The sequence below is a fragment of the Burkholderia sp. BC1 genome (assembly GCF_052683555.1).
Genome location: NZ_JBQYLP010000059.1, coordinates 19376 through 35766, shown reverse-complemented (window position 1 = coordinate 35766; position 16391 = coordinate 19376). Strand labels below are relative to the sequence as shown.

General features: G+C 59.7%; 21 protein-coding genes. 6 read left to right on the top strand and 15 right to left on the bottom strand.

The window, feature by feature from the left end:
• Positions 1-87: 87 nt before the first annotated feature.
• From ACSHSS_RS23475 to ACSHSS_RS23405, 15 genes are all read right to left on the bottom strand, one after another.
• Entirely contained in the window at positions 88-279 is a 192-nt protein-coding gene (locus tag ACSHSS_RS23475) for a 2-hydroxymuconate tautomerase (RefSeq protein WP_011516083.1), read from the bottom strand.
• A gap of 11 nt (positions 280-290) precedes the next feature.
• Positions 291-1079 (bottom strand): 2-oxo-3-hexenedioate decarboxylase, encoded by a 789-nt coding sequence (dmpH, locus tag ACSHSS_RS23470; RefSeq protein ID WP_011516084.1) that lies wholly within the window; start codon positions 1077-1079, stop codon positions 291-293.
• A complete protein-coding gene (gene dmpG, locus ACSHSS_RS23465; protein WP_011516085.1) occupies positions 1076-2122 on the bottom strand; it encodes a 4-hydroxy-2-oxovalerate aldolase in 1047 nt (348 codons plus the stop codon). Before dmpG ends, dmpH begins: the two co-directional genes overlap by 4 nt.
• Positions 2123-2141: 19 nt before the next feature.
• A complete protein-coding gene (locus ACSHSS_RS23460) occupies positions 2142-3053 on the bottom strand; it encodes an acetaldehyde dehydrogenase (acetylating) (RefSeq protein WP_011516086.1) in 912 nt (303 codons plus the stop codon).
• A 78-nt stretch (positions 3054-3131) separates the two neighbouring features.
• Entirely contained in the window at positions 3132-3914 is a 783-nt protein-coding gene (dmpE, locus tag ACSHSS_RS23455; protein ID WP_029310117.1) for a 2-oxopent-4-enoate hydratase, read from the bottom strand.
• A gap of 2 nt (positions 3915-3916) precedes the next feature.
• Positions 3917-5428: a 2-hydroxymuconic semialdehyde dehydrogenase gene (locus ACSHSS_RS23450; protein ID WP_066132407.1), complete on the bottom strand. Its 1512-nt coding sequence runs from the start codon at positions 5426-5428 to the stop codon at positions 3917-3919.
• Positions 5429-5494: 66 nt separating this feature from the next.
• Entirely contained in the window at positions 5495-5944 is a 450-nt protein-coding gene (locus tag ACSHSS_RS23445; protein WP_011516089.1) for a GlcG/HbpS family heme-binding protein, read from the bottom strand.
• A gap of 21 nt (positions 5945-5965) precedes the next feature.
• On the bottom strand, positions 5966-6910 hold the full coding sequence (locus tag ACSHSS_RS23440; RefSeq protein WP_011516090.1) for a catechol 2,3-dioxygenase: 945 nt from the start codon (positions 6908-6910) through the stop codon (positions 5966-5968).
• 17 nt (positions 6911-6927) lie between these two features.
• On the bottom strand, positions 6928-7284 hold the full coding sequence (locus tag ACSHSS_RS23435; protein ID WP_011516091.1) for a 2Fe-2S iron-sulfur cluster-binding protein: 357 nt from the start codon (positions 7282-7284) through the stop codon (positions 6928-6930).
• Positions 7285-7286: 2 nt separating this feature from the next.
• Positions 7287-8351 carry an NADH:ubiquinone reductase (Na(+)-transporting) subunit F gene (locus ACSHSS_RS23430; RefSeq protein ID WP_011516092.1) on the bottom strand — a complete coding sequence of 355 codons (1065 nt, stop codon included), beginning with the start codon at positions 8349-8351 and terminating at the stop codon, positions 7287-7289.
• Between the two features lie 78 nt (positions 8352-8429).
• A complete protein-coding gene (locus ACSHSS_RS23425; protein WP_011516093.1) occupies positions 8430-8786 on the bottom strand; it encodes a phenol hydroxylase subunit P4 in 357 nt (118 codons plus the stop codon).
• Complete coding sequence (locus ACSHSS_RS23420; protein ID WP_011516094.1) at positions 8783-10342, bottom strand: aromatic/alkene/methane monooxygenase hydroxylase/oxygenase subunit alpha; 1560 nt, start codon at positions 10340-10342, stop codon at positions 8783-8785. Before ACSHSS_RS23420 ends, ACSHSS_RS23425 begins: the two co-directional genes overlap by 4 nt.
• A 22-nt stretch (positions 10343-10364) precedes the next feature.
• Positions 10365-10634 (bottom strand): MmoB/DmpM family protein, encoded by a 270-nt coding sequence (locus ACSHSS_RS23415; RefSeq protein ID WP_011516095.1) that lies wholly within the window; start codon positions 10632-10634, stop codon positions 10365-10367.
• Between the two features lie 39 nt (positions 10635-10673).
• Positions 10674-11669, bottom strand: coding sequence for an aromatic/alkene monooxygenase hydroxylase subunit beta (locus ACSHSS_RS23410; protein ID WP_011516096.1), 996 nt, complete (start codon positions 11667-11669; stop codon positions 10674-10676).
• 87 nt (positions 11670-11756) lie between these two features.
• On the bottom strand, positions 11757-11981 hold the full coding sequence (locus ACSHSS_RS23405) for a phenol hydroxylase subunit (RefSeq protein WP_011516097.1): 225 nt from the start codon (positions 11979-11981) through the stop codon (positions 11757-11759).
• 534 nt (positions 11982-12515) lie between these two features.
• Between ACSHSS_RS23405 and ACSHSS_RS23400 the strand changes: the two genes are divergently transcribed.
• The 6 genes from ACSHSS_RS23400 to ACSHSS_RS23375 all read left to right on the top strand — a co-directional run bounded on the left by ACSHSS_RS23400 (position 12516) and on the right by ACSHSS_RS23375 (position 16337).
• Positions 12516-12857 carry a hypothetical protein gene (locus ACSHSS_RS23400; protein ID WP_035822233.1) on the top strand — a complete coding sequence of 114 codons (342 nt, stop codon included), beginning with the start codon at positions 12516-12518 and terminating at the stop codon, positions 12855-12857.
• Between the two features lie 10 nt (positions 12858-12867).
• Positions 12868-13614, top strand: coding sequence for an acetoacetyl-CoA reductase (phbB, locus tag ACSHSS_RS23395; protein ID WP_011516098.1), 747 nt, complete (start codon positions 12868-12870; stop codon positions 13612-13614).
• 59 nt (positions 13615-13673) lie between these two features.
• The gene (locus ACSHSS_RS23390) at positions 13674-14138 is read left to right on the top strand and encodes a universal stress protein (protein ID WP_011516099.1); all 465 of its coding nucleotides are present in this window, start codon (positions 13674-13676) and stop codon (positions 14136-14138) included.
• Positions 14139-14350: 212 nt separating this feature from the next.
• Entirely contained in the window at positions 14351-15103 is a 753-nt protein-coding gene (locus ACSHSS_RS23385) for an SDR family NAD(P)-dependent oxidoreductase (RefSeq protein ID WP_021159342.1), read from the top strand.
• 14 nt (positions 15104-15117) lie between these two features.
• Positions 15118-16062, top strand: coding sequence for a LysR family transcriptional regulator (locus ACSHSS_RS23380; RefSeq protein WP_021159343.1), 945 nt, complete (start codon positions 15118-15120; stop codon positions 16060-16062).
• Positions 16059-16337 (top strand): EexN family lipoprotein, encoded by a 279-nt coding sequence (locus ACSHSS_RS23375; RefSeq protein ID WP_011516102.1) that lies wholly within the window; start codon positions 16059-16061, stop codon positions 16335-16337. Before ACSHSS_RS23380 ends, ACSHSS_RS23375 begins: the two co-directional genes overlap by 4 nt.
• The last annotated feature ends 54 nt before the right edge of the window (positions 16338-16391 follow it).

The following is a 16391-nucleotide window of genomic DNA, read 5'->3' as shown; positions in this document are numbered from 1 at the left end:
GCTGGAACATCTTCAGGCGTACGGAGCAGCCTTTTTGAACTGGCCTCTAAGGCCAACTGGCCCTCAACACACCAAACACACAACGTCCTAACGCCCTCGTTTCCTGGCGCTTTGACCCGCGATTCCAAAGTGTTCTTTCGGCATTTCGGTAATGAGCACGCGGATGGACTCCACCGGCGCATCAATCGCGCGATGGATCGCCTCGGTGACCTCGGCGATCAGCCGCTCCTTCTTTTCCGCATCGCGGCCTTCGATGATGTACAGCTGCGCAATCGGCATGGCTATCTCCTTTAAACGAAGCGCAAACCGGTGCTGCCCATCCCCTGCACCCGCAGGGCGATGGCATCCCCCGCTCGCACGGCAATGGCCTCCGTGATCCCCCCTGACAGAATCAAACTGCCCGCCGGAATCTCCTCGCCACGCGCGCCCAGATGATTGGCCAGCATCGCAATCGCCGCGGCCGGGTGGCCCAGCACCGCGGCGCCCGCCCCGAACGCAACCGGCTCACCGTTTTTCTCCAGCACGATGCCGACGATGCGCAGATCCACCTCAGACACTGGCAGTGCGCGCCCACCCACAACAAAGCGTGCGGCCGACGTGTTGTCCGCTACCACACTTTTGAGATCGAACTTGAAATCGCGGTAGCGCGAGTCAATGACTTCGATGCCCGGCATCACGAAGTCAGTCGCCGCCAGCACCGCTCCGATATGACAGCCCGGGCCTTTCAACGGCGCTTTAGTAACAAAGGCGATTTCCGGCTCGACTTTGGGATGGATCAGCGCCTCGGTCTTGCACGTGCCGCCATCGGGGATCGCGTAATAGTCGGCCATGAAGCCGAAGACAGGGCTCTCAACCCCCATCTGCTTCATTTTGGCGTGCGAGGTCAGCCCCGCTTTGAGCCCAACGATCTTCCCGCCGCGGGCCAGCTTGCGGCGGCGAATCTCGTCCTGGATCGCGTAAGCGTCATCCCAATCCATCTCGGGATGCTCATCGGTGATCTTGAGCGTGTCTTGCGCGTGGAGCTCGCAGTTCTCGAGGTGCTCTGCAAGGCGCGCAATGGTGGTGCGATCCAGTTTCATGCCGCCACCTTCTGCGCCTTTGACGCACGCGCTTTGGCCAGCGTGATGGCCGTGTCTTCAATCATATCTTCCTGGCCACCGACCATGCCCCGGCGCCCAAGCTCGACCAAGATCTCGCGCGCCGGTACGCCATACTTTCGCTCGGCGCGCTTGGCAAACAGCAGGAACGACCCGTAGACCCCGGCGTAACCCAGGGTGAGCGAGTCGCGGTCGATCCGGATGGGGAAGTCCATGATCGGCACAACCAGGTCTTCGGCCACGTCCTGAATGGCCCACACATCCACTCCGGTCTGAATCCCCATTCGGTCGCATACGGCGACCAGGACCTCCATCGGCGTGTTGCCCGCACCCGCACCGAGACCAGCCGAGGCGGCGTCGATGCGGGTGGCGCCACACTCAACGGCCGCAATGGAGTTGGCGATCCCCATCGCCAGGTTGTGGTGGCCGTGAAAGCCCAGTTCCGTCTCCGGCTTGAGCGCCTCACGCACCGCGCCAAGGCGGGCCCTGACATCATCGGGCAGCATGTAGCCAGCCGAATCGGTAATGTAAACACAGTTGGCGCCGTACGACTCCATCAGCTTTGCCTGCCCGACCAGCCCTTCAGGACTGTTCATATGCGCCATCATCAGGAAGCCCACCGTGTCCATCTCAAGCTTGCGCGCCAGGGCAATGTGCTGCTCCGACACGTCAGCCTCGGTGCAGTGCGTAGCCACCCGGATGGTGTGCACGCCAAGCTCCTTGGCCATCTTCAGATGGTCGACTGTGCCGATGCCCGGCAACAGTAAAGCCGAGACCTTGGCCTGCTTCATGAGCGGGATCACGGCCCCCAGATATTCTTCATCGCTGTGGGCCGGAAAGCCATAGTTGACCGACGAGCCGCCCAGGCCATCGCCGTGCGTGACTTCAATCAGGGGGACCCCGGCTGCGTCCAGGCCGCAGGCGATGCTTTTCATTTGCTCCAGCGTCATCATATGGCGCTTCGGATGCATGCCGTCACGCAACGTCATGTCGTGGACGGTGATTTTTTTTCCTTGCAGGTTCATCTCTGTTCTCCTTGACGGCTCAAGCGACAACCGGTTCGAGCGTGAGATTGCCGGCAATCATCTCTTCGGCAAACATCTCGGCGGTCCGGGCCGCGGCAGCGGTCATGATGTCCAGGTTGCCGGCGTACGTGGGCAGATAGTCCCCCAGGCCCGCCACCTCCATGAAGACCGTCACACGCTTGCCGTCAAACACCGGGCCGTTGACCAGCCGGTAACCGGGCACGTACTTCTGGACCTCTTCGATCATGGCGTGGATGGACTCGGCAATCCTTTGCTGATCCGGCTCGGTTTCGGTCAGGCAATGAATCGTGTCGCGCATCATCAGCGGAGGCTCCGCCGGGTTGATGATGATGATGGCTTTGCCCTTCCTCGCGCCCCCCACCTTTTCCACCGCGCCGGCCGTGGTCCGCGTGAATTCGTCAATGTTTTTGCGCGTGCCGGGCCCCACCGATCGGCTCGATACGGTCGCGACGATTTCTCCGTAAGCGACCGGCTGCACGCGCGAGACCGCAGCGACCATCGGAATGGTGGCCTGCCCGCCACAGGTGACCATGTTTACATTCATCTCGCGTTTGCCCAGGTGCTCTTTCAAATTGACCGGCGGTACGCAGTACGGGCCAATTGCCGCCGGCGTCAGATCGATCATCATCACGCCCAGCGCGTTAAGCTTGCGCGCGTTTTCCGCGTGAACATATGCACTGGTGGCATCAAACGCGATCTGCACACCATCGGCCAGCACATGCGGCAGCAGCCCGTCGACACCTTCCGCCGTGGTTTTGATGCCGAGCTCACGGGCTCGGTTCAGCCCCTCCGATTCCGGGTCGATGCCCACCATCCACACCGGCTCCAGCACCGAGCTGCGCTTGAGCTTGGCCAGCAGATCGGTGCCGATATTGCCTGGTCCGATCAGCGCACATTTGATCTTTTTCATGACCTTGTCCTTCCTATAAAAATGACTTTTACGCACGGCATCCGACAACGGCCGGGCGTGGTGCCTGGCCAGGCGCGTTCAGTGAAACCGGACCGAACAACCGCCCAGACCACCAATACTGACGCGGAAGCTGTCGCCCGCCTTGGCCGGGAACATCGCCGCCAGCGCGCCGGACAAGATCACCTCGCCCGCCTTGAGTGCAATGCCCAGACGCCCCAGCGTGTTGGCAAGCCAGGCCACGGCGTTGACCGGTGAGCCCAGTGCCGCCGCGCCGCAGCCCGTGGCGATAATCTCGCCATTACGCTCCATCACCATGCCGCACAGCGTCAGGTCGAGCTTGCGTGGATCGACCGCGTGATCACCCAGCACGAATACGCCACAGGAGGCGTTGTCCGCCACGGTGTCCTGAATCTTGATCTTCCAGTCGCGGATGCGCGAATCGACAATTTCAAAGCACGGCATCACGCATTCGGTCGCCGCCAGCACGTCCACGTTGGTCACCCCCGGCCCCATCAGGTCTTTCTTGAGGATGAACGCGATCTCGCCTTCGGCCTTGGGCTGAATCAGCGTGCCGATCTCGATCGACTGCCCTTCGTTGTAGATCATGCCGTCGAGCATGTAGCCGAAATCCGGCTGATACACGCCAAGCATGTTCATCACGGCCGCCGACGTGACGCCGATCTTCTTGCCGATGATGGTTTCACCAGCCTGCACACGACGCTCGATCATGCGCTGCTGAATGTGATAGGCGTCCTCGATCGTCATATCGGGGTGGCGCTCGGTCAGCGGATCGAGCACGGTTCGCGTGGTCAGTGCCTGATACAGGGCGTCGCCAAGCTGGGTGATTTGAGTTTTGTCCATGATCACAGTTTGATGCAAACGTTTTTGAGTTCCGTGTAGAACTCCAGCGAGTGGACTCCGCCCTCGCGCCCGATACCCGACTGCTTGGCCCCGCCGAACGGCGTGCGCAAATCGCGCAGGAACCAGGAGTTCACCCACGCAATGCCGACCTCGATGGCCCCCGCCACGCGGTGCGCACGCGACAGATTGGTGGTCCAGATCGCCGTGGCCAGGCCGTAGTCGTTATCGTTGGCACGGCGGATCACCTCTTCTTCGCTGTCGAATGGCATGACCAGCGCGCAAGGGCCGAAGATCTCCTCGCGGGCAATTACCGAGTCGTCGCCCAAGCCCGTCCAGATGGTGGGCTGTACCCACGCGCCGCCTTTGAGCGCGTCCGGCATATCGGGTACACCGCCGCCCGCCACCACCGTCGCGCCCGCTTCAACCGCCTTCTTGTAATACGACAGCACCTTGTCACGATGCTCTTGCGAAATCAACGGGCCCATGCCGGTGGCCGGATCTTCCGGGCGGCCGAGCTGCATGCCTTCAGCGCCTTTTTTGAGCGCGGAGACAAAACGATCAAAGATGGGGCGCTCGACATATACCCGCTCGGTACCCAGGCAGACCTGGCCACAGTTGGCGAAGCACGAGCGCAGCGTGCCTTCAATGGCGGCGTCGAAGTCGCAGTCGGCAAACACGATGGCAGCGTTCTTGCCGCCCATCTCCAGACTCACGGGGCGCGCACCGTCAGCCGCGGCCTTCATGATGGCCGCACCCGTGCGGGTTTCACCGGTGAAGGTGATGGCGTTGATGCCGCGGTGGGTGGTGAGGAATTCGCCGGTGGAGTTGGGGCCGAAGCCGTGCACGACGTTGTAGACCCCTCGCGGCACGCCCGCCGCGTTCATCACCTCGCCCAGCAATGCAGCGGTCTGCGGCGTCTCTTCGGAGGGCTTGACCACAACGGTGTTGCCACAGGCCAGCGCTGGGCCGACTTTCCAGGTCATCAGCAGCAGTGGCAGGTTCCATGGACAGATCACCCCGACCACCCCGACCGGTCGACGCATGGCGTAGTTGATCGCCCCGACACCATCCGGTGTAGGCATTTCAAAAAACTCAGTGGGCACGTTCTTCACCACGTCGGCGAAGATCTTGAAATTGGCCGCCCCACGCGGAATGTCCACATGCCGCGCCAGGCTCATAGGCTTGCCCGTGTCCTCTACCTCAGCGGCCAGGAAGTCGTCAAAACGACGGTTGATGCCGTCGGCCACCGCGTACAGCACTTCCACGCGCTGGGCCAAGCTCATGCGCCCCCACGCTCCCTTGAGCGCGGCCTGCGCCGCAGCCACCGCCGCGTCGACTTCGGCACGGCCGGCTTCGGCCACCTTGGCAATGACCGCGTTGTTCAACGGCGAGCGCTTCTCGAACCAACGCTGACCCGGCACATATTCGCCGTTGATGAAGTTGTGGATTTCTTTAGCACGAGCGCCGGACTGGTTTCCAGTGCTCGCGGTCGCTTGGGGATCGGTAATCAGCATGATGTTTCAGTAAACTTCCTTGTTAGGCAAATGTGGTCGCGGCGGCAGTCGACTTTCCGGAAAGATTCAGGTTTGAGTTAGACCTAGCAGGCTCAATCCGGCTTGCGCACAGTGCTCGTCCTGCTCTTCGGTACCGCCAGACACGCCAATACCCCCGATGCGATGGCCACTTTCAACAATCGGCAAACCACCGCCGAAGGCGATGAAGCGGGGCCTTCGCACGATGCCTTGGCGGACCGCTTCGGAATGACTCAGCAAGGCCTCACTCCACCGACTGGTCGGTAAGCCGAAACTGGCTGCCGTGTATGCCTTGTCGATGGCGATCTCGATGGAGTGCAACGGCGCTCCAGGCATGCGCAGAAACGCGGCAAGATTCCCCGCCACATCGACCACCGCGATGTTCACGCATACGCCGAGGCGCTGCGCGTGCAGCGCAGCTGCCTCGACGACGCGGTTAGCCGCAGGCCAGTTGATCAGCCGCGCCTCGACGCTATGAAGTGAGTCAGCCTGAGTCATGTGCTATCTCCTGCGTGGCAGTCAGGTGTAAACCTCGGTGAATGACTGGACCAACTCACCGGTGTGATAGAAGATGCCGCTGCCGAGATGCTCTTCCGTCCAGGTCGTCACAGGCCGATCAGGTTGAGCGAGGTAGCCCAGGCCGGCAAAGGTCTCGTTGCGATTCCCACTTGGATCGAAGAAATAGATCGTCTCCCCGCGGGTAATCCCATGGCGAGTCGGCGCCACGTCGATCTTGACCTTGTTCTTGGCCATGACGTCAGCCGATTTCAGTACGTCATGCCACGAGTCGAGGAAGAAGGCAATGTGGTGCAAGCCATTGCGAGGCCCACCTACGAAAGCGATGTCGTGCGGTGTGGACGTGCGGAACATCCACGTTGCAGCCTGAATGCTACTATCCGGACCTACCATAACTTGCTCAGCCAGATAAAAGTCCAGGCATTCCTTCATGAACCGGGTATTTTCCGCCACCCGATTCACGCCCGTCTCCGGATTGAGTTCACACATCAATAGGCAGTGATCCAGCCAATGGGCGCCTGCCCCCTTGACGTCATCGGGCCACGGGTCAGGATTGGTCGTTCCGACTCCGGTGCCCACATATTCCTTCGTCGCAAACAGACGCATCTCATGTCCGCTCGGCAGGTTGAACTGCAGCATACGACCGGTCGAAGGAAGGGTACCTTCGGGGAGCATTTGTGTCTTGAAGCCATAGGCTTCGATACGCTTTTGCAGCGCGTCTAGGTCGGCGTCGTGCTCAACCTTGTAGGCGACATGGTTGAGCCCTGCTTGATCGGACGGCGTCAGAATAACGGAGTACTTGTCCCATTCGTCCCAGCACTTGAGGTACACGTTTCCATGTTCGTCCTCCATCGTCCTTTTCATTCCCAGGACGTTTTCGTAGTGCTTGATTGCCAACGCCATGTCCATCACTTTCAGACTGGCATGGCCGATTCGCATCACACCCATGGTCTATCTCCTTCGGCTTATTTCGTTGAATCTTGGGCTACCTGAAAGCTCAACCCTTTGAAAAAGGGCTTTTGCATCTTGCCGACCACCTCCAGTTCTACATCATCAGTGGGCGCCACCCGGCACGCCAGCACCACACCTTGCGCTTCTTCCGCCTCGGAAATGTGCGCACGGCTCATTGCTCCTGTTTTGCGCACGCTGCCTCTGCACACTGCGACCTTACACACCCCGCACCCGCCGCTAAGGCAACCAACTGGTATGCCGCGACGCCCAAGGCGTGCCATGCCGGCAAGCAGAGACTCACCGAGAGCGCAGCTGAAACGCTCGCCGGTCTGCTTGACGGTCACGTAGACCTTCCCGTCCTGAGTAGTCACGATCACACCCTCTTGAAAAGCGGACTGCGTACTTGTTGGGCGTCGGCTGCGGAAATGAACTTCTCAAAATAGATGTCGCGTTCGAACAACCGGCCCTGGATCAGGGTCGTGACGCAGGCGTCGATCATCGCCGGCGGCCCGCACAAATAGGCTTGGTGGCCGGAAAAGTTGTTCTGGAAATGAGCCTTGGCGACCTCGTGAACGAAACCCTGCGCCAAGGGATGCGTCGCACCTTCTGCTTTTTCCGATAGCGCCGGCACGTAGCTGAAGTTCGAATACCGCTGGCTGAGCTCGCGGAACTCGTCGTCGTAATACAGTTCTGCCTCATTGCGCTGGCCATAGACCAGAGTGATAGGCTTGCTCCATCCGCTTTGCAACAAGTCGAGAATCATCGACCGAGGGCTCGACAGGCCTGAACCACCTGCCATGAAAACCATGGGCTGGTCGGCTGACCTGCGCACGAAAAACCGGCCATAGGGACCCGTCACGTGCAGAATGTTCCCCACCGCCAGTTGTTCATGGATGTAACCCGTGCCCTGTCCTCCCGGAACCCGGCGAATATTGAGCTCGATCTCTCCCGTTGCTGCGACGTCCGCAGGTGAATTGGCGATGGAAAACGCCCGTGTCTGGCGCAACTCGGGAATTTCAAGTTGCACGTACTGACCCGCCTGAAAATGAATCGGTTGATCGAGTCTCAGGAAGACGGCTTTGATCGTCGGTGTGAGTTGCTCGATGCGTGTCACCTCGGCATTGAAATCCTCGACCGGGATGACTTCGGCGTCCGGGTCTTCCTCGATGTCGGCCTCGATGGTCGTGTCATCGAGCAAGGTGGCACAGCAGGCCAACGCCTTGCGCTCCTCGCGCTCGAAGTCCATCAGCGCGAAGAGATTCGCATCGCCGAGATCGACTTCTCCGTCACACACCTGCACCTTGCAGGTTCCACATAGCCCGTGACCACACGCGTGCGGAATGTAAATGCCTTGGCGCAAGGCCGCGTCGAGTATAGTTTGCCCTTCCTCCACCTCAATGGTGGCACCCAGGGGCTGAATGTTGAGTTGGTAGGTCATTGTTCAAATCGCCGGAGGCCAATCACACCGCGGCCTGTAACTTCGGCTGCAGTGTGATTGCGCTGCCATGACGCAATCTCAATTGCAGGAACCGCTCAGACCGTTCAAGCCAGGCGTGCGAAAGCGGATCACGTCTTTGTGCGTCAGACCGTTTTCAGCCAGCGACTTCGCTGGGTCGGGATGCCACGGCTGGCCGGACTTAAACCACTGCACCTGGCTCCAGTCGATTTTTGAGAAATCGGGGTGATAGCCATAAGTGCCGGGCAACACCTGGGTGCACAGCGCACCGAACAACGTGTCCGACGGCAGGGGCAAGGCAACAGGTGCCGCAAACAACAGATGGTCTTCCCAGCCGATAAACAGCAACGGCGCCGGAAAGTTTTCGCGCGCGTCTCGTGCCGGGAACTTGTAGGGTTTGAGGGCAACAACGCTCATTTGGCTTCTCCTTGCAAGACCTCTCCACGCCAGGCAGCAAAGTTCTTTTGGTCTTCCGACCCCTCGAAATCGAAGTTGTCCCGGCCTACATTCAGGTTGTAGTAGTCGAGCAAGGCCATCAAGGGATCGAAACCTTCCTTGGTCGGATCGGCATCCGGCTTGAAACAGTTTCCTTGATACACTTGCTGCGGCGGAAGCCATGACTGCACGAACTTCTCGGGTTCGTTGTCAAAAATCTCCTTGCAGTGGTCGCTGCAGAAGTGATACTTGTCGCCGAGGTAGTCCGACTCGCGATAGCAGATCTTGGTTGCGTCGCCAGGCTCGGTGAATATCATCGGAATCTGGCAGGTAGTGCAGAGCATCGGCAGCGTCTTGTTGTAGAAACGGTTGCCCTTGGCGGCCTGCTCGCGCCAGTAGTCCCAACGCGGACGGTAATACTTGTCGAACGTCTCGGGGTACTTCTCCGACAGCCACCCCATTTCTTCTTCTGTGGGAACCCAGGTGTGGATGGGGGCCGCGGCGTTATAGTTATAGAACACGGCGAAGGTCTGATGGCTGATGTGGTCCTTGCCTTCGCAAGCCTGGTCCCAGCCCTTGGGCTTGCGGATGCCGTAACGCGCCAGATCCTTGAACAGCGCGCCGCCGTTCTGCTCGACGTACATCTCCCAGCTCTCGCGCCAGCTCATCACCCGGTTGGGCAGCATGTAGTCCTGCATCATGGCCACGATGCTCAACAGCCGATAGCCGCGCCAGAACCACTTGTCGATCCAGCGCTGCACGATGGGCACGTTGTCCGGATCCTGTTCCAGCATGAACTTGATGCATTCGATGCCGAGTGTCATGTGGCGCGATTCGTCACTTTGCGCCGAAAAACCGAAGGTGACCGTCGACATGTCCCCGTTGTAAGCAGCACCCGACATGAAGGGGACAAACAGCAGGTTGGTCAACACATATTCGAACGAAAAGCTCACCGCGGTAAGAAACTCGAACGGTCCACCGGTGGCCGCGTCTTCAAAAAATGACTTGGGCACCGACAAATACCAGACCCGGTCGTACCAATGGATGGAGTTGTGCAGGCCGTTAAAATACTTGTTGTAGTGCGAGAGAGCATGCATTTCGGTCTGGAAGTGACGCAGCTCGTCGATGGACTGCATCTGGCAAGCAACACGCGCCCCTTCACCCGTAAAATGCCGACCAACGTGGGCAAAACCTCGGTGTGCCATATACTCCAGCGGTGTCACACCCTGGATAAACACCTTGAGTGCGTTGACATAGCGCGCGTCGGAAATGCTCAACTGCCCGTTGTTCTGCGCGAAAGCGTCGATGACGGCGTAAAGCTTTTTTTCCTTCTCGCCCTGATATTTCCAGTAGGCGTCCATGGTCAGGCGGAAGGGGTCTTCCCATTTATCCCAATCGTGGATCTTTATGCTTTCGTACTTGTCGTACGGAAACACTTTTTCCATCGGCTGGTAGCTGGTCTGCCAGCCAAGACCGCGGGTCATCGCTGCGTAGCGATCCTTTAAACCGAGTTTCTTCTTCTGCACAGAAGTGTCCATTTCAATTTCCTCTTTGCCGTGTTCAGTGTTTCCAGCTCAGCGTGAACTGTTCGTCATCCTCGTCGATATATCCGGACAAGGTGATTAGGTTGATGTGGATTTGCTGGAGATCGAACTTCATGCCGATCCTGTCTTCGATGCTTCGACGGTTTATTGTGAGATGCCCGGGCGCATCGATCTTCACCATGCCAGGCGACTCTGTGGCGACCGCATTAGGGTTATCAGCGAGAATCGCCTCCACCACCGATCGAGACTCCTCGTTAGCCTGAAACGCGATAAATACGTTAGACATGAACATTCCTCTATGACGGTCAGGAATATAAATTAGCGGTTACAGAACAATCCCGGCCTTCGCAACGCGGGCACGAAGTCGCTGCCTTACTTCTTCCAAGGCGTCGTGGCCGTTTTCCGCCAAAGCCATTTCAGCGACAGGCAACAACGCTGACGCCGCCTGATCTTCCCAGGTACGCAACCAGTGAATGAGCAGCGCTTTGTTATCCTCCGATTCCGTCGCCATGGTCTTCACTACCGCATCGACCCAGCGACTGGATTCGTCATGCCACGCGGGCATGAAAGTGGTTAGCATTGCCACTGCGCTACCACCGTTGAGTGCGATGTAATCGTCGACGAAAGCGCCGTAGATCATGGGATAAAGAAGACCGTCGAGCGCCAGATTTTGGGCGACGAACAGTTCCACCGGGTCTTGCAGCACCAGAGTGTTTTCCACATAACGACGCAACGGTTGCCAATCGGGACTCGTCATCCAGGCTTGCTTGGCTTCGTCAAGAAGATCGGGCCCGGACATTACCAGCGCCAGTCGTGTGAGATACTGCGCTACACCCAGATTGTCCATTGCGTGGAACATAGCCGGCGCAGTGAAGGTCGTGCCATAACCCAAGGCACAGATCTGGGAGTTGTTCATGTTCGCGCCCCAGGCCGCGTGGCGCAAAGGCACGAGAACGGAAAGCGCCTGTTGTCGAACCTCATCGGAAACGAGATCGATCATGCCGCGCGACTCGACAAACTCGAAGTTGGATTCCATCGCGTCTTGCTGCCGCGCTCGGGTCATCGTCCACGACGCGTAGTAGAACTGACGCGGGTCTTTCAGCGCATACCAGTCCTTCATTTGGATCGCGGTGCGCGACGTGTCGAACAGTTCATGCTCGGGATCCCACGTGGGCCGGTAATGAAAATTCGCTGCCGGTTGAGCACCTACAGTGCCTTCCTGATAGCGCGAAGCGGCTTTATCGGCTCCGATGTATTGAGCCACGTGCGTGTAGGTGTGACGCAGTGGTTTGATTTCCCGCGTCTTCAAATCGATGGTCATTAACTGCTCCTGTGGTTGTGAACCGGGATGGGATGCGATCAGACTAGGCGCGCTTCATCAGGCTGCTCGGCGCTGCTCACAAGAAAATCAATGCCGCACAATCTCGCCGAAGGCATCCAATCGCGTCACCTTCTGCGCGAGGCAAAATTCTTCGAACGCAGCAATAGGCAGCATGAGCTCGACACAGAGCTCGGGGGTGCCGACTGAAAATTCGAACTGGACGAATCCCTGTGTGTTGATGGCGGTAACGCTGACAAACCTGAGGTTCGGATCGAACCTGGGTTCCGCCTCAAGGGCTGCTTGCTTGTGCATCGCCTGTGTCTCCGATTCTGTGTTTTGATATCTCAAAGCAAGTCGCGTGCCATCGGCAGAAATGAGCCTTTATTGCTGCTTTGCAGCAATGCATTTACAGGTGAGCTGCTGCGGGATCGTCATCTGTCGCAATTCGGCCCAAGCATCCTGCGTTAAACGGCCAGATGCTTCCTGCGTTTGGGCGCCGCCTTCTGCCAGGCACAAACCGAAGGACGCAGGTCAGCACAACCGTCACACAGAATCGATACAACACAGGGTATCTACGGAGGTGCCAGCGAACGAGGTCAAGCTCATTGTGCAATCGCACATCGAAAAATCTCTGGGGTGCTGTCATAAAATTCGCGAACTAGGAAAGGGGCGCAGGTCGCTTAGATCAGAAATTTCTGAAATGCACACCCCAGCAAGGCTCTGTCAATTTGATGGCGAGGCAGCGGTAGAATGGAGTGGTGAAGAAAACGAAATCGCTTTATCACGGTCACCGTTTCCCTGCCGTCGTCATCAAATTGACAGAGCCCCTGTCGGTTCTGTTAAGCCATGCAACAGCTCAGCGCTGGCGGCGTGCTGGAGACCACCTCGCGCATCCAGGGCCTCCAACAGGCAGCCGACTGGCAGGCGCTCGCGACCTTGCCGTCCGAGGTGTTCTGGCGCCTGTGCCAAGGCCGCATGGGCGATGCCCAAGCGGTCGGGCAAGTAGCAGCCCAAAGCCAGGCGGCCTTTGCCAATGGTCTGCGCCAAGCGCTCACGACTTGGCAGGAATCTGTCTCCGAGGCATTCGGCGCCAGTGGCGACGCAGCCTCTTTCACGCAGCTTTGCCAGCGCTTGGCGCAGCCCTGGACCGCCCCAAGCGCCGTACCCCAGGGCAAGACCAAGAAATGAGGGGACGGCAATGAATACGACGCAACGGACGGCGCTCGTGACGGGAGGCAACCGGGGGTTGGGCGCTGCGATCGCCCGTGCCCTGCACGATGCCGGCCACCGCGTGATCGTCACGCATACCCCCGGCAACACCACGATTGGCCAGTGGCAGCAAGCGCAAGCGACACAGGGCTACTCATTTGCCGCCTACGGGGTGGATGTATCGGACTACGAATCAACGCAGGAACTGGCGCGGCGCATCCACGCCGACGGTCATCGGATCGACATCCTGGTGAACAACGCCGGCATCACCCGCGATGCAACGCTGCGCAAGCTCGACAAGGCCGGTTGGGATGCCGTACTGCGCACCAACCTGGACTCCATGTTCAACGTCACCAAGCCGTTCATCGACCCGATGGCCGAGCGCGGCTGGGGCCGCATCGTCAACATCTCTTCGATCAACGGCAGCAAGGGCCAGTTCGGGCAGACCAATTATTCGGCGGCCAAGGCCGGGGTACATGGATTCACCAAGGCGCTCGCACAGGAGGTGGCGCGCAAGGGCGTGACGGTCAACACCGTCTCGCCGGGCTATCTGGCCACCGAGATGGTGATGGCGGTGCGAGAGGACATGCGCCAGAAGATCATCGATGCGATTCCGGTTGGCCGTCTCGGCCAGCCGGCCGAGATTGCAGCTCTTGTCGCCTTCATCGCCAGCGAAGCCGCCGCCTTCATGACCGGCAGCAACGTGGCGATGAACGGCGGTCAGCACATGTCTTGAGCCCACTGCGCGAGCGGCTGACTTCCGACGCGGCAATCCGCAGCTCTTGGAGGAGTTCCATGTATTCACGATTTCTGGTGCCGCTTGATGGCAGTCCCACATCCCTTCTGGCCCTCGATCATGCGGCGGACATGGCACGCCTGAACGGCGCCACCGTGGTCCTGCTGCATGTCATCGAGCCGACCCGGCACAGCACGGGTTTCGAGCGCCCCAAGGTCTACATCGAGGACGTCCGCCCTCACTTCCTGGCAGCCGGGCATGCCTTGTTGGACGAGGCCGCAAACCGGCTGCGTCAGGACGGAATTGCAACAGAGACAGTACTGCTTGAAAGCACTGCAGAGCGGGTATCAGAGCAAATTGCCCGGCAGGCCAAGGAGAACGATTGCGACCTGGTCATCCTGGGCACCCATGGACGCCGTGGGGTGGACCGGCTGCTGCTGGGAAGCGATGCGGAACAGGTGGCGCGTATCGCACCTGTTCCCGTGATGCTGGTGCGCCAGTCGCGCAGAAAAGAGATCACATGAATCAACAGCCCGTGGAGGCGCTCGCGCAGGTGCTCAAAGCGGTGTCGAGCGCCTCGTCGCCCATTTCAAAACCATGGCGCCGGTACGCACTGCGGCGGCGCATCTTTGCGACGCGCTCTGGCGTGCTGTGCCATCGCACTCGTGCTAGTTGAGCGCGGAGAGTCACCGTCCGAACTATGAATCAATCAAATCCCGAAGGAGGACGATTCACTATGAAATACATCTTCAAAGGTGACAGCGCGCTGGTCAGTGGCGCCGGCTCGGGTATCGGCGAGGCAACGGCACACCTGCTCGCCATAAATGGTGTGCAGGTGGTTGCCTCCGACATCGACTTCGAGGCCGCCCGACGTGTGACACAGGCCATCATCGCCGCCGGCGGCCGCGCCGTGGCACACGAGGGCAATGCGGCCAAACCCGAGGACGCCGGTGCGGCGGTGCAGTGCGCACTCAAGCATTTCGGTTCTCTGCACCTGGCTTTCAACAACGCTGGCATTGCCGGAGAACTCAAGCCTGCAGGCGAACTGGCGGCCGAGGAATGGCAACGTGTCATCGATACCAACCTCTCGGGTGTGCAGCATGCCATGCGCGCGCAGATCCCGGCCATCCTGGCCGCCGGCGGCGGCGCCATCGTCAACATGTCGTCGGTCCTGGGATTAGTCGGCAGCGCGGACGCACCGGCCTACGTCGCGGCCAAGCACGGGGTGACAGGTCTCACGCGCTCGGCGGCGTTGGCCTATTCGGCACAGGGCGTCCGCATCAACTCGCTCCATCCGGGCTATATCGAAACTCCGCTGCTCAAGGCGCTCGACGAGGCCACACTGGCAGCGCTGAAGGGGCTGCACGCCATCGGGCGCCTGGGCCGGCCCGAGGAGATCGCCCACGCAGCCTGCTTCCTGCTGTCCGAAGGTGCCAGCTTCATGTGCGGCAGCGCCATGGTGGTAGATGGCGGTTATACGGCGGCTTGAATAGGAAGGGCACAGTGGAGTTGCGCCACCTTCGATGCTTCATCGCTGTCGCGGAAGAACTCCACTTCGCGCGCGCCGCCGAGCGGCTACATATCGAGCAGTCGCCATTGTCGCGGGCCATCAAGGAATTGGAGGAGGACTTGGGTGTGCAATTATTCGAACGCACCACCCGCAGTACCCGCCTCACCCGCGCGGGCCAGCTCTTCCTGGAACACGTGCCACGCATCTTTACTGCCTTGCAGCAGGCGCGTGACAGCGTGAAAGCGGTCGCCAATGGTTTCCACGGGCAATTGCGTGTGGCCTTGTCGGATGGCATCACGCCTTCGCGCTTACCGGCCTTGCTGGCGCTATGCCGACAAGAGGAGCCCGAGGTCGAAATTCGCTTCTTCGAGGTGCCGCTGTCGCAGCAGATCAAAGGGCTGCATGATGACCTGTACGACGTGGGATTTGCCCAATCCGATGAAGTGGGCGACGGCATCGTCGCTTTGCCCGCCTGGAGCGATGCGTTGATGGTGGCGGTGCCCGCCCGGCATCCGCTGCTGATCCACAAGCGCATCCCCTTGGATGAGTTACTGCGCTACCCATTGGTACTGTGCGATCCGCAAGTCTGTGAAGGCCTCGCGAAGCATGTTGAGCGGGTGCTTCGCCGAGTGGACATGGAGCCGCTGGTCGCGGAGCGAGTTGCCACAAGCGATTTGATGATGGCGTTGGTGTCAGCGGGCTTCGCACTTGGGTTGGCGGGTGCAGCTCACATTGCCGCCAGTCGTGAATCAGGTGTGGTGGCACGACCTTTGGCGTCACGCGTGCCACCGCTGACGACCTATTTGCTTCGTCTTGACAGTGATCCGTCCGATGAACTGGCGCGGTTCATTGAGCGCGTAAAGGCCATCGATCTGCCAGAAACTCCCAGACCCGCACGAGGCCGCAATCCCGATCACCCGGAGGAACTGATGCCATGAAGAAGATCATTCCGTTCTTGCTGGTGGCTGCCTTGACCGCCTGCGGTCAGTCCGAGACACCTCTGAACGCCACCAATTCAAAGGCAAGGATTCCGACAGTAGAAGAACTGGCGGCTAACCCAGAGCACCTCAAAGAACTGCGTCTGCAATGCAAGACCGACCGCCCCAAGTTGGGCGATACGATATGCGATCGGGTCGCCGAAGCCACGCGCAAACGGTTCTATGGCGACCGTGATACTCCGTACACGCCACCGAAACAATCGCCCAAGTTCTGATCGTCGGTGACGCGCCGCATCGGCTTCATATTCTTGTCCGACACGCCGCGATGC

What these genes read in the sequence shown, in the direction of transcription:
- ACSHSS_RS23405 (WP_011516097.1), bottom strand. Translation starts at nt 11,981, where the DNA reads ATGCACAAGCAAGCAGCCCTTGAGGCGGAACCCAGGTTCGATCCGAAC.
- phbB (WP_011516098.1), top strand. Translation starts at nt 12,868, where the DNA reads ATGAATACGACGCAACGGACGGCGCTCGTGACGGGAGGCAACCGGGGG.
- ACSHSS_RS23400 (WP_035822233.1), top strand. Translation starts at nt 12,516, where the DNA reads ATGCAACAGCTCAGCGCTGGCGGCGTGCTGGAGACCACCTCGCGCATC.
- ACSHSS_RS23440 (WP_011516090.1), bottom strand. Translation starts at nt 6,910, where the DNA reads ATGGGTGTGATGCGAATCGGCCATGCCAGTCTGAAAGTGATGGACATG.
- dmpE (WP_029310117.1), bottom strand. Translation starts at nt 3,914, where the DNA reads ATGGACAAAACTCAAATCACCCAGCTTGGCGACGCCCTGTATCAGGCA.
- ACSHSS_RS23420 (WP_011516094.1), bottom strand. Translation starts at nt 10,342, where the DNA reads ATGGACACTTCTGTGCAGAAGAAGAAACTCGGTTTAAAGGATCGCTAC.
- ACSHSS_RS23425 (WP_011516093.1), bottom strand. Translation starts at nt 8,786, where the DNA reads ATGAGCGTTGTTGCCCTCAAACCCTACAAGTTCCCGGCACGAGACGCG.
- ACSHSS_RS23410 (WP_011516096.1), bottom strand. Translation starts at nt 11,669, where the DNA reads ATGACCATCGATTTGAAGACGCGGGAAATCAAACCACTGCGTCACACC.
- ACSHSS_RS23445 (WP_011516089.1), bottom strand. Translation starts at nt 5,944, where the DNA reads ATGACTCAGGCTGACTCACTTCATAGCGTCGAGGCGCGGCTGATCAAC.
- dmpH (WP_011516084.1), bottom strand. Translation starts at nt 1,079, where the DNA reads ATGAAACTGGATCGCACCACCATTGCGCGCCTTGCAGAGCACCTCGAG.
- ACSHSS_RS23430 (WP_011516092.1), bottom strand. Translation starts at nt 8,351, where the DNA reads ATGACCTACCAACTCAACATTCAGCCCCTGGGTGCCACCATTGAGGTG.
- ACSHSS_RS23375 (WP_011516102.1), top strand. Translation starts at nt 16,059, where the DNA reads ATGAAGAAGATCATTCCGTTCTTGCTGGTGGCTGCCTTGACCGCCTGC.
- dmpG (WP_011516085.1), bottom strand. Translation starts at nt 2,122, where the DNA reads ATGAACCTGCAAGGAAAAAAAATCACCGTCCACGACATGACGTTGCGT.
- ACSHSS_RS23450 (WP_066132407.1), bottom strand. Translation starts at nt 5,428, where the DNA reads ATGCTGATTACCGATCCCCAAGCGACCGCGAGCACTGGAAACCAGTCC.
- ACSHSS_RS23460 (WP_011516086.1), bottom strand. Translation starts at nt 3,053, where the DNA reads ATGAAAAAGATCAAATGTGCGCTGATCGGACCAGGCAATATCGGCACC.
- ACSHSS_RS23385 (WP_021159342.1), top strand. Translation starts at nt 14,351, where the DNA reads ATGAAATACATCTTCAAAGGTGACAGCGCGCTGGTCAGTGGCGCCGGC.
- ACSHSS_RS23475 (WP_011516083.1), bottom strand. Translation starts at nt 279, where the DNA reads ATGCCGATTGCGCAGCTGTACATCATCGAAGGCCGCGATGCGGAAAAG.
- ACSHSS_RS23415 (WP_011516095.1), bottom strand. Translation starts at nt 10,634, where the DNA reads ATGTCTAACGTATTTATCGCGTTTCAGGCTAACGAGGAGTCTCGATCG.
- ACSHSS_RS23390 (WP_011516099.1), top strand. Translation starts at nt 13,674, where the DNA reads ATGTATTCACGATTTCTGGTGCCGCTTGATGGCAGTCCCACATCCCTT.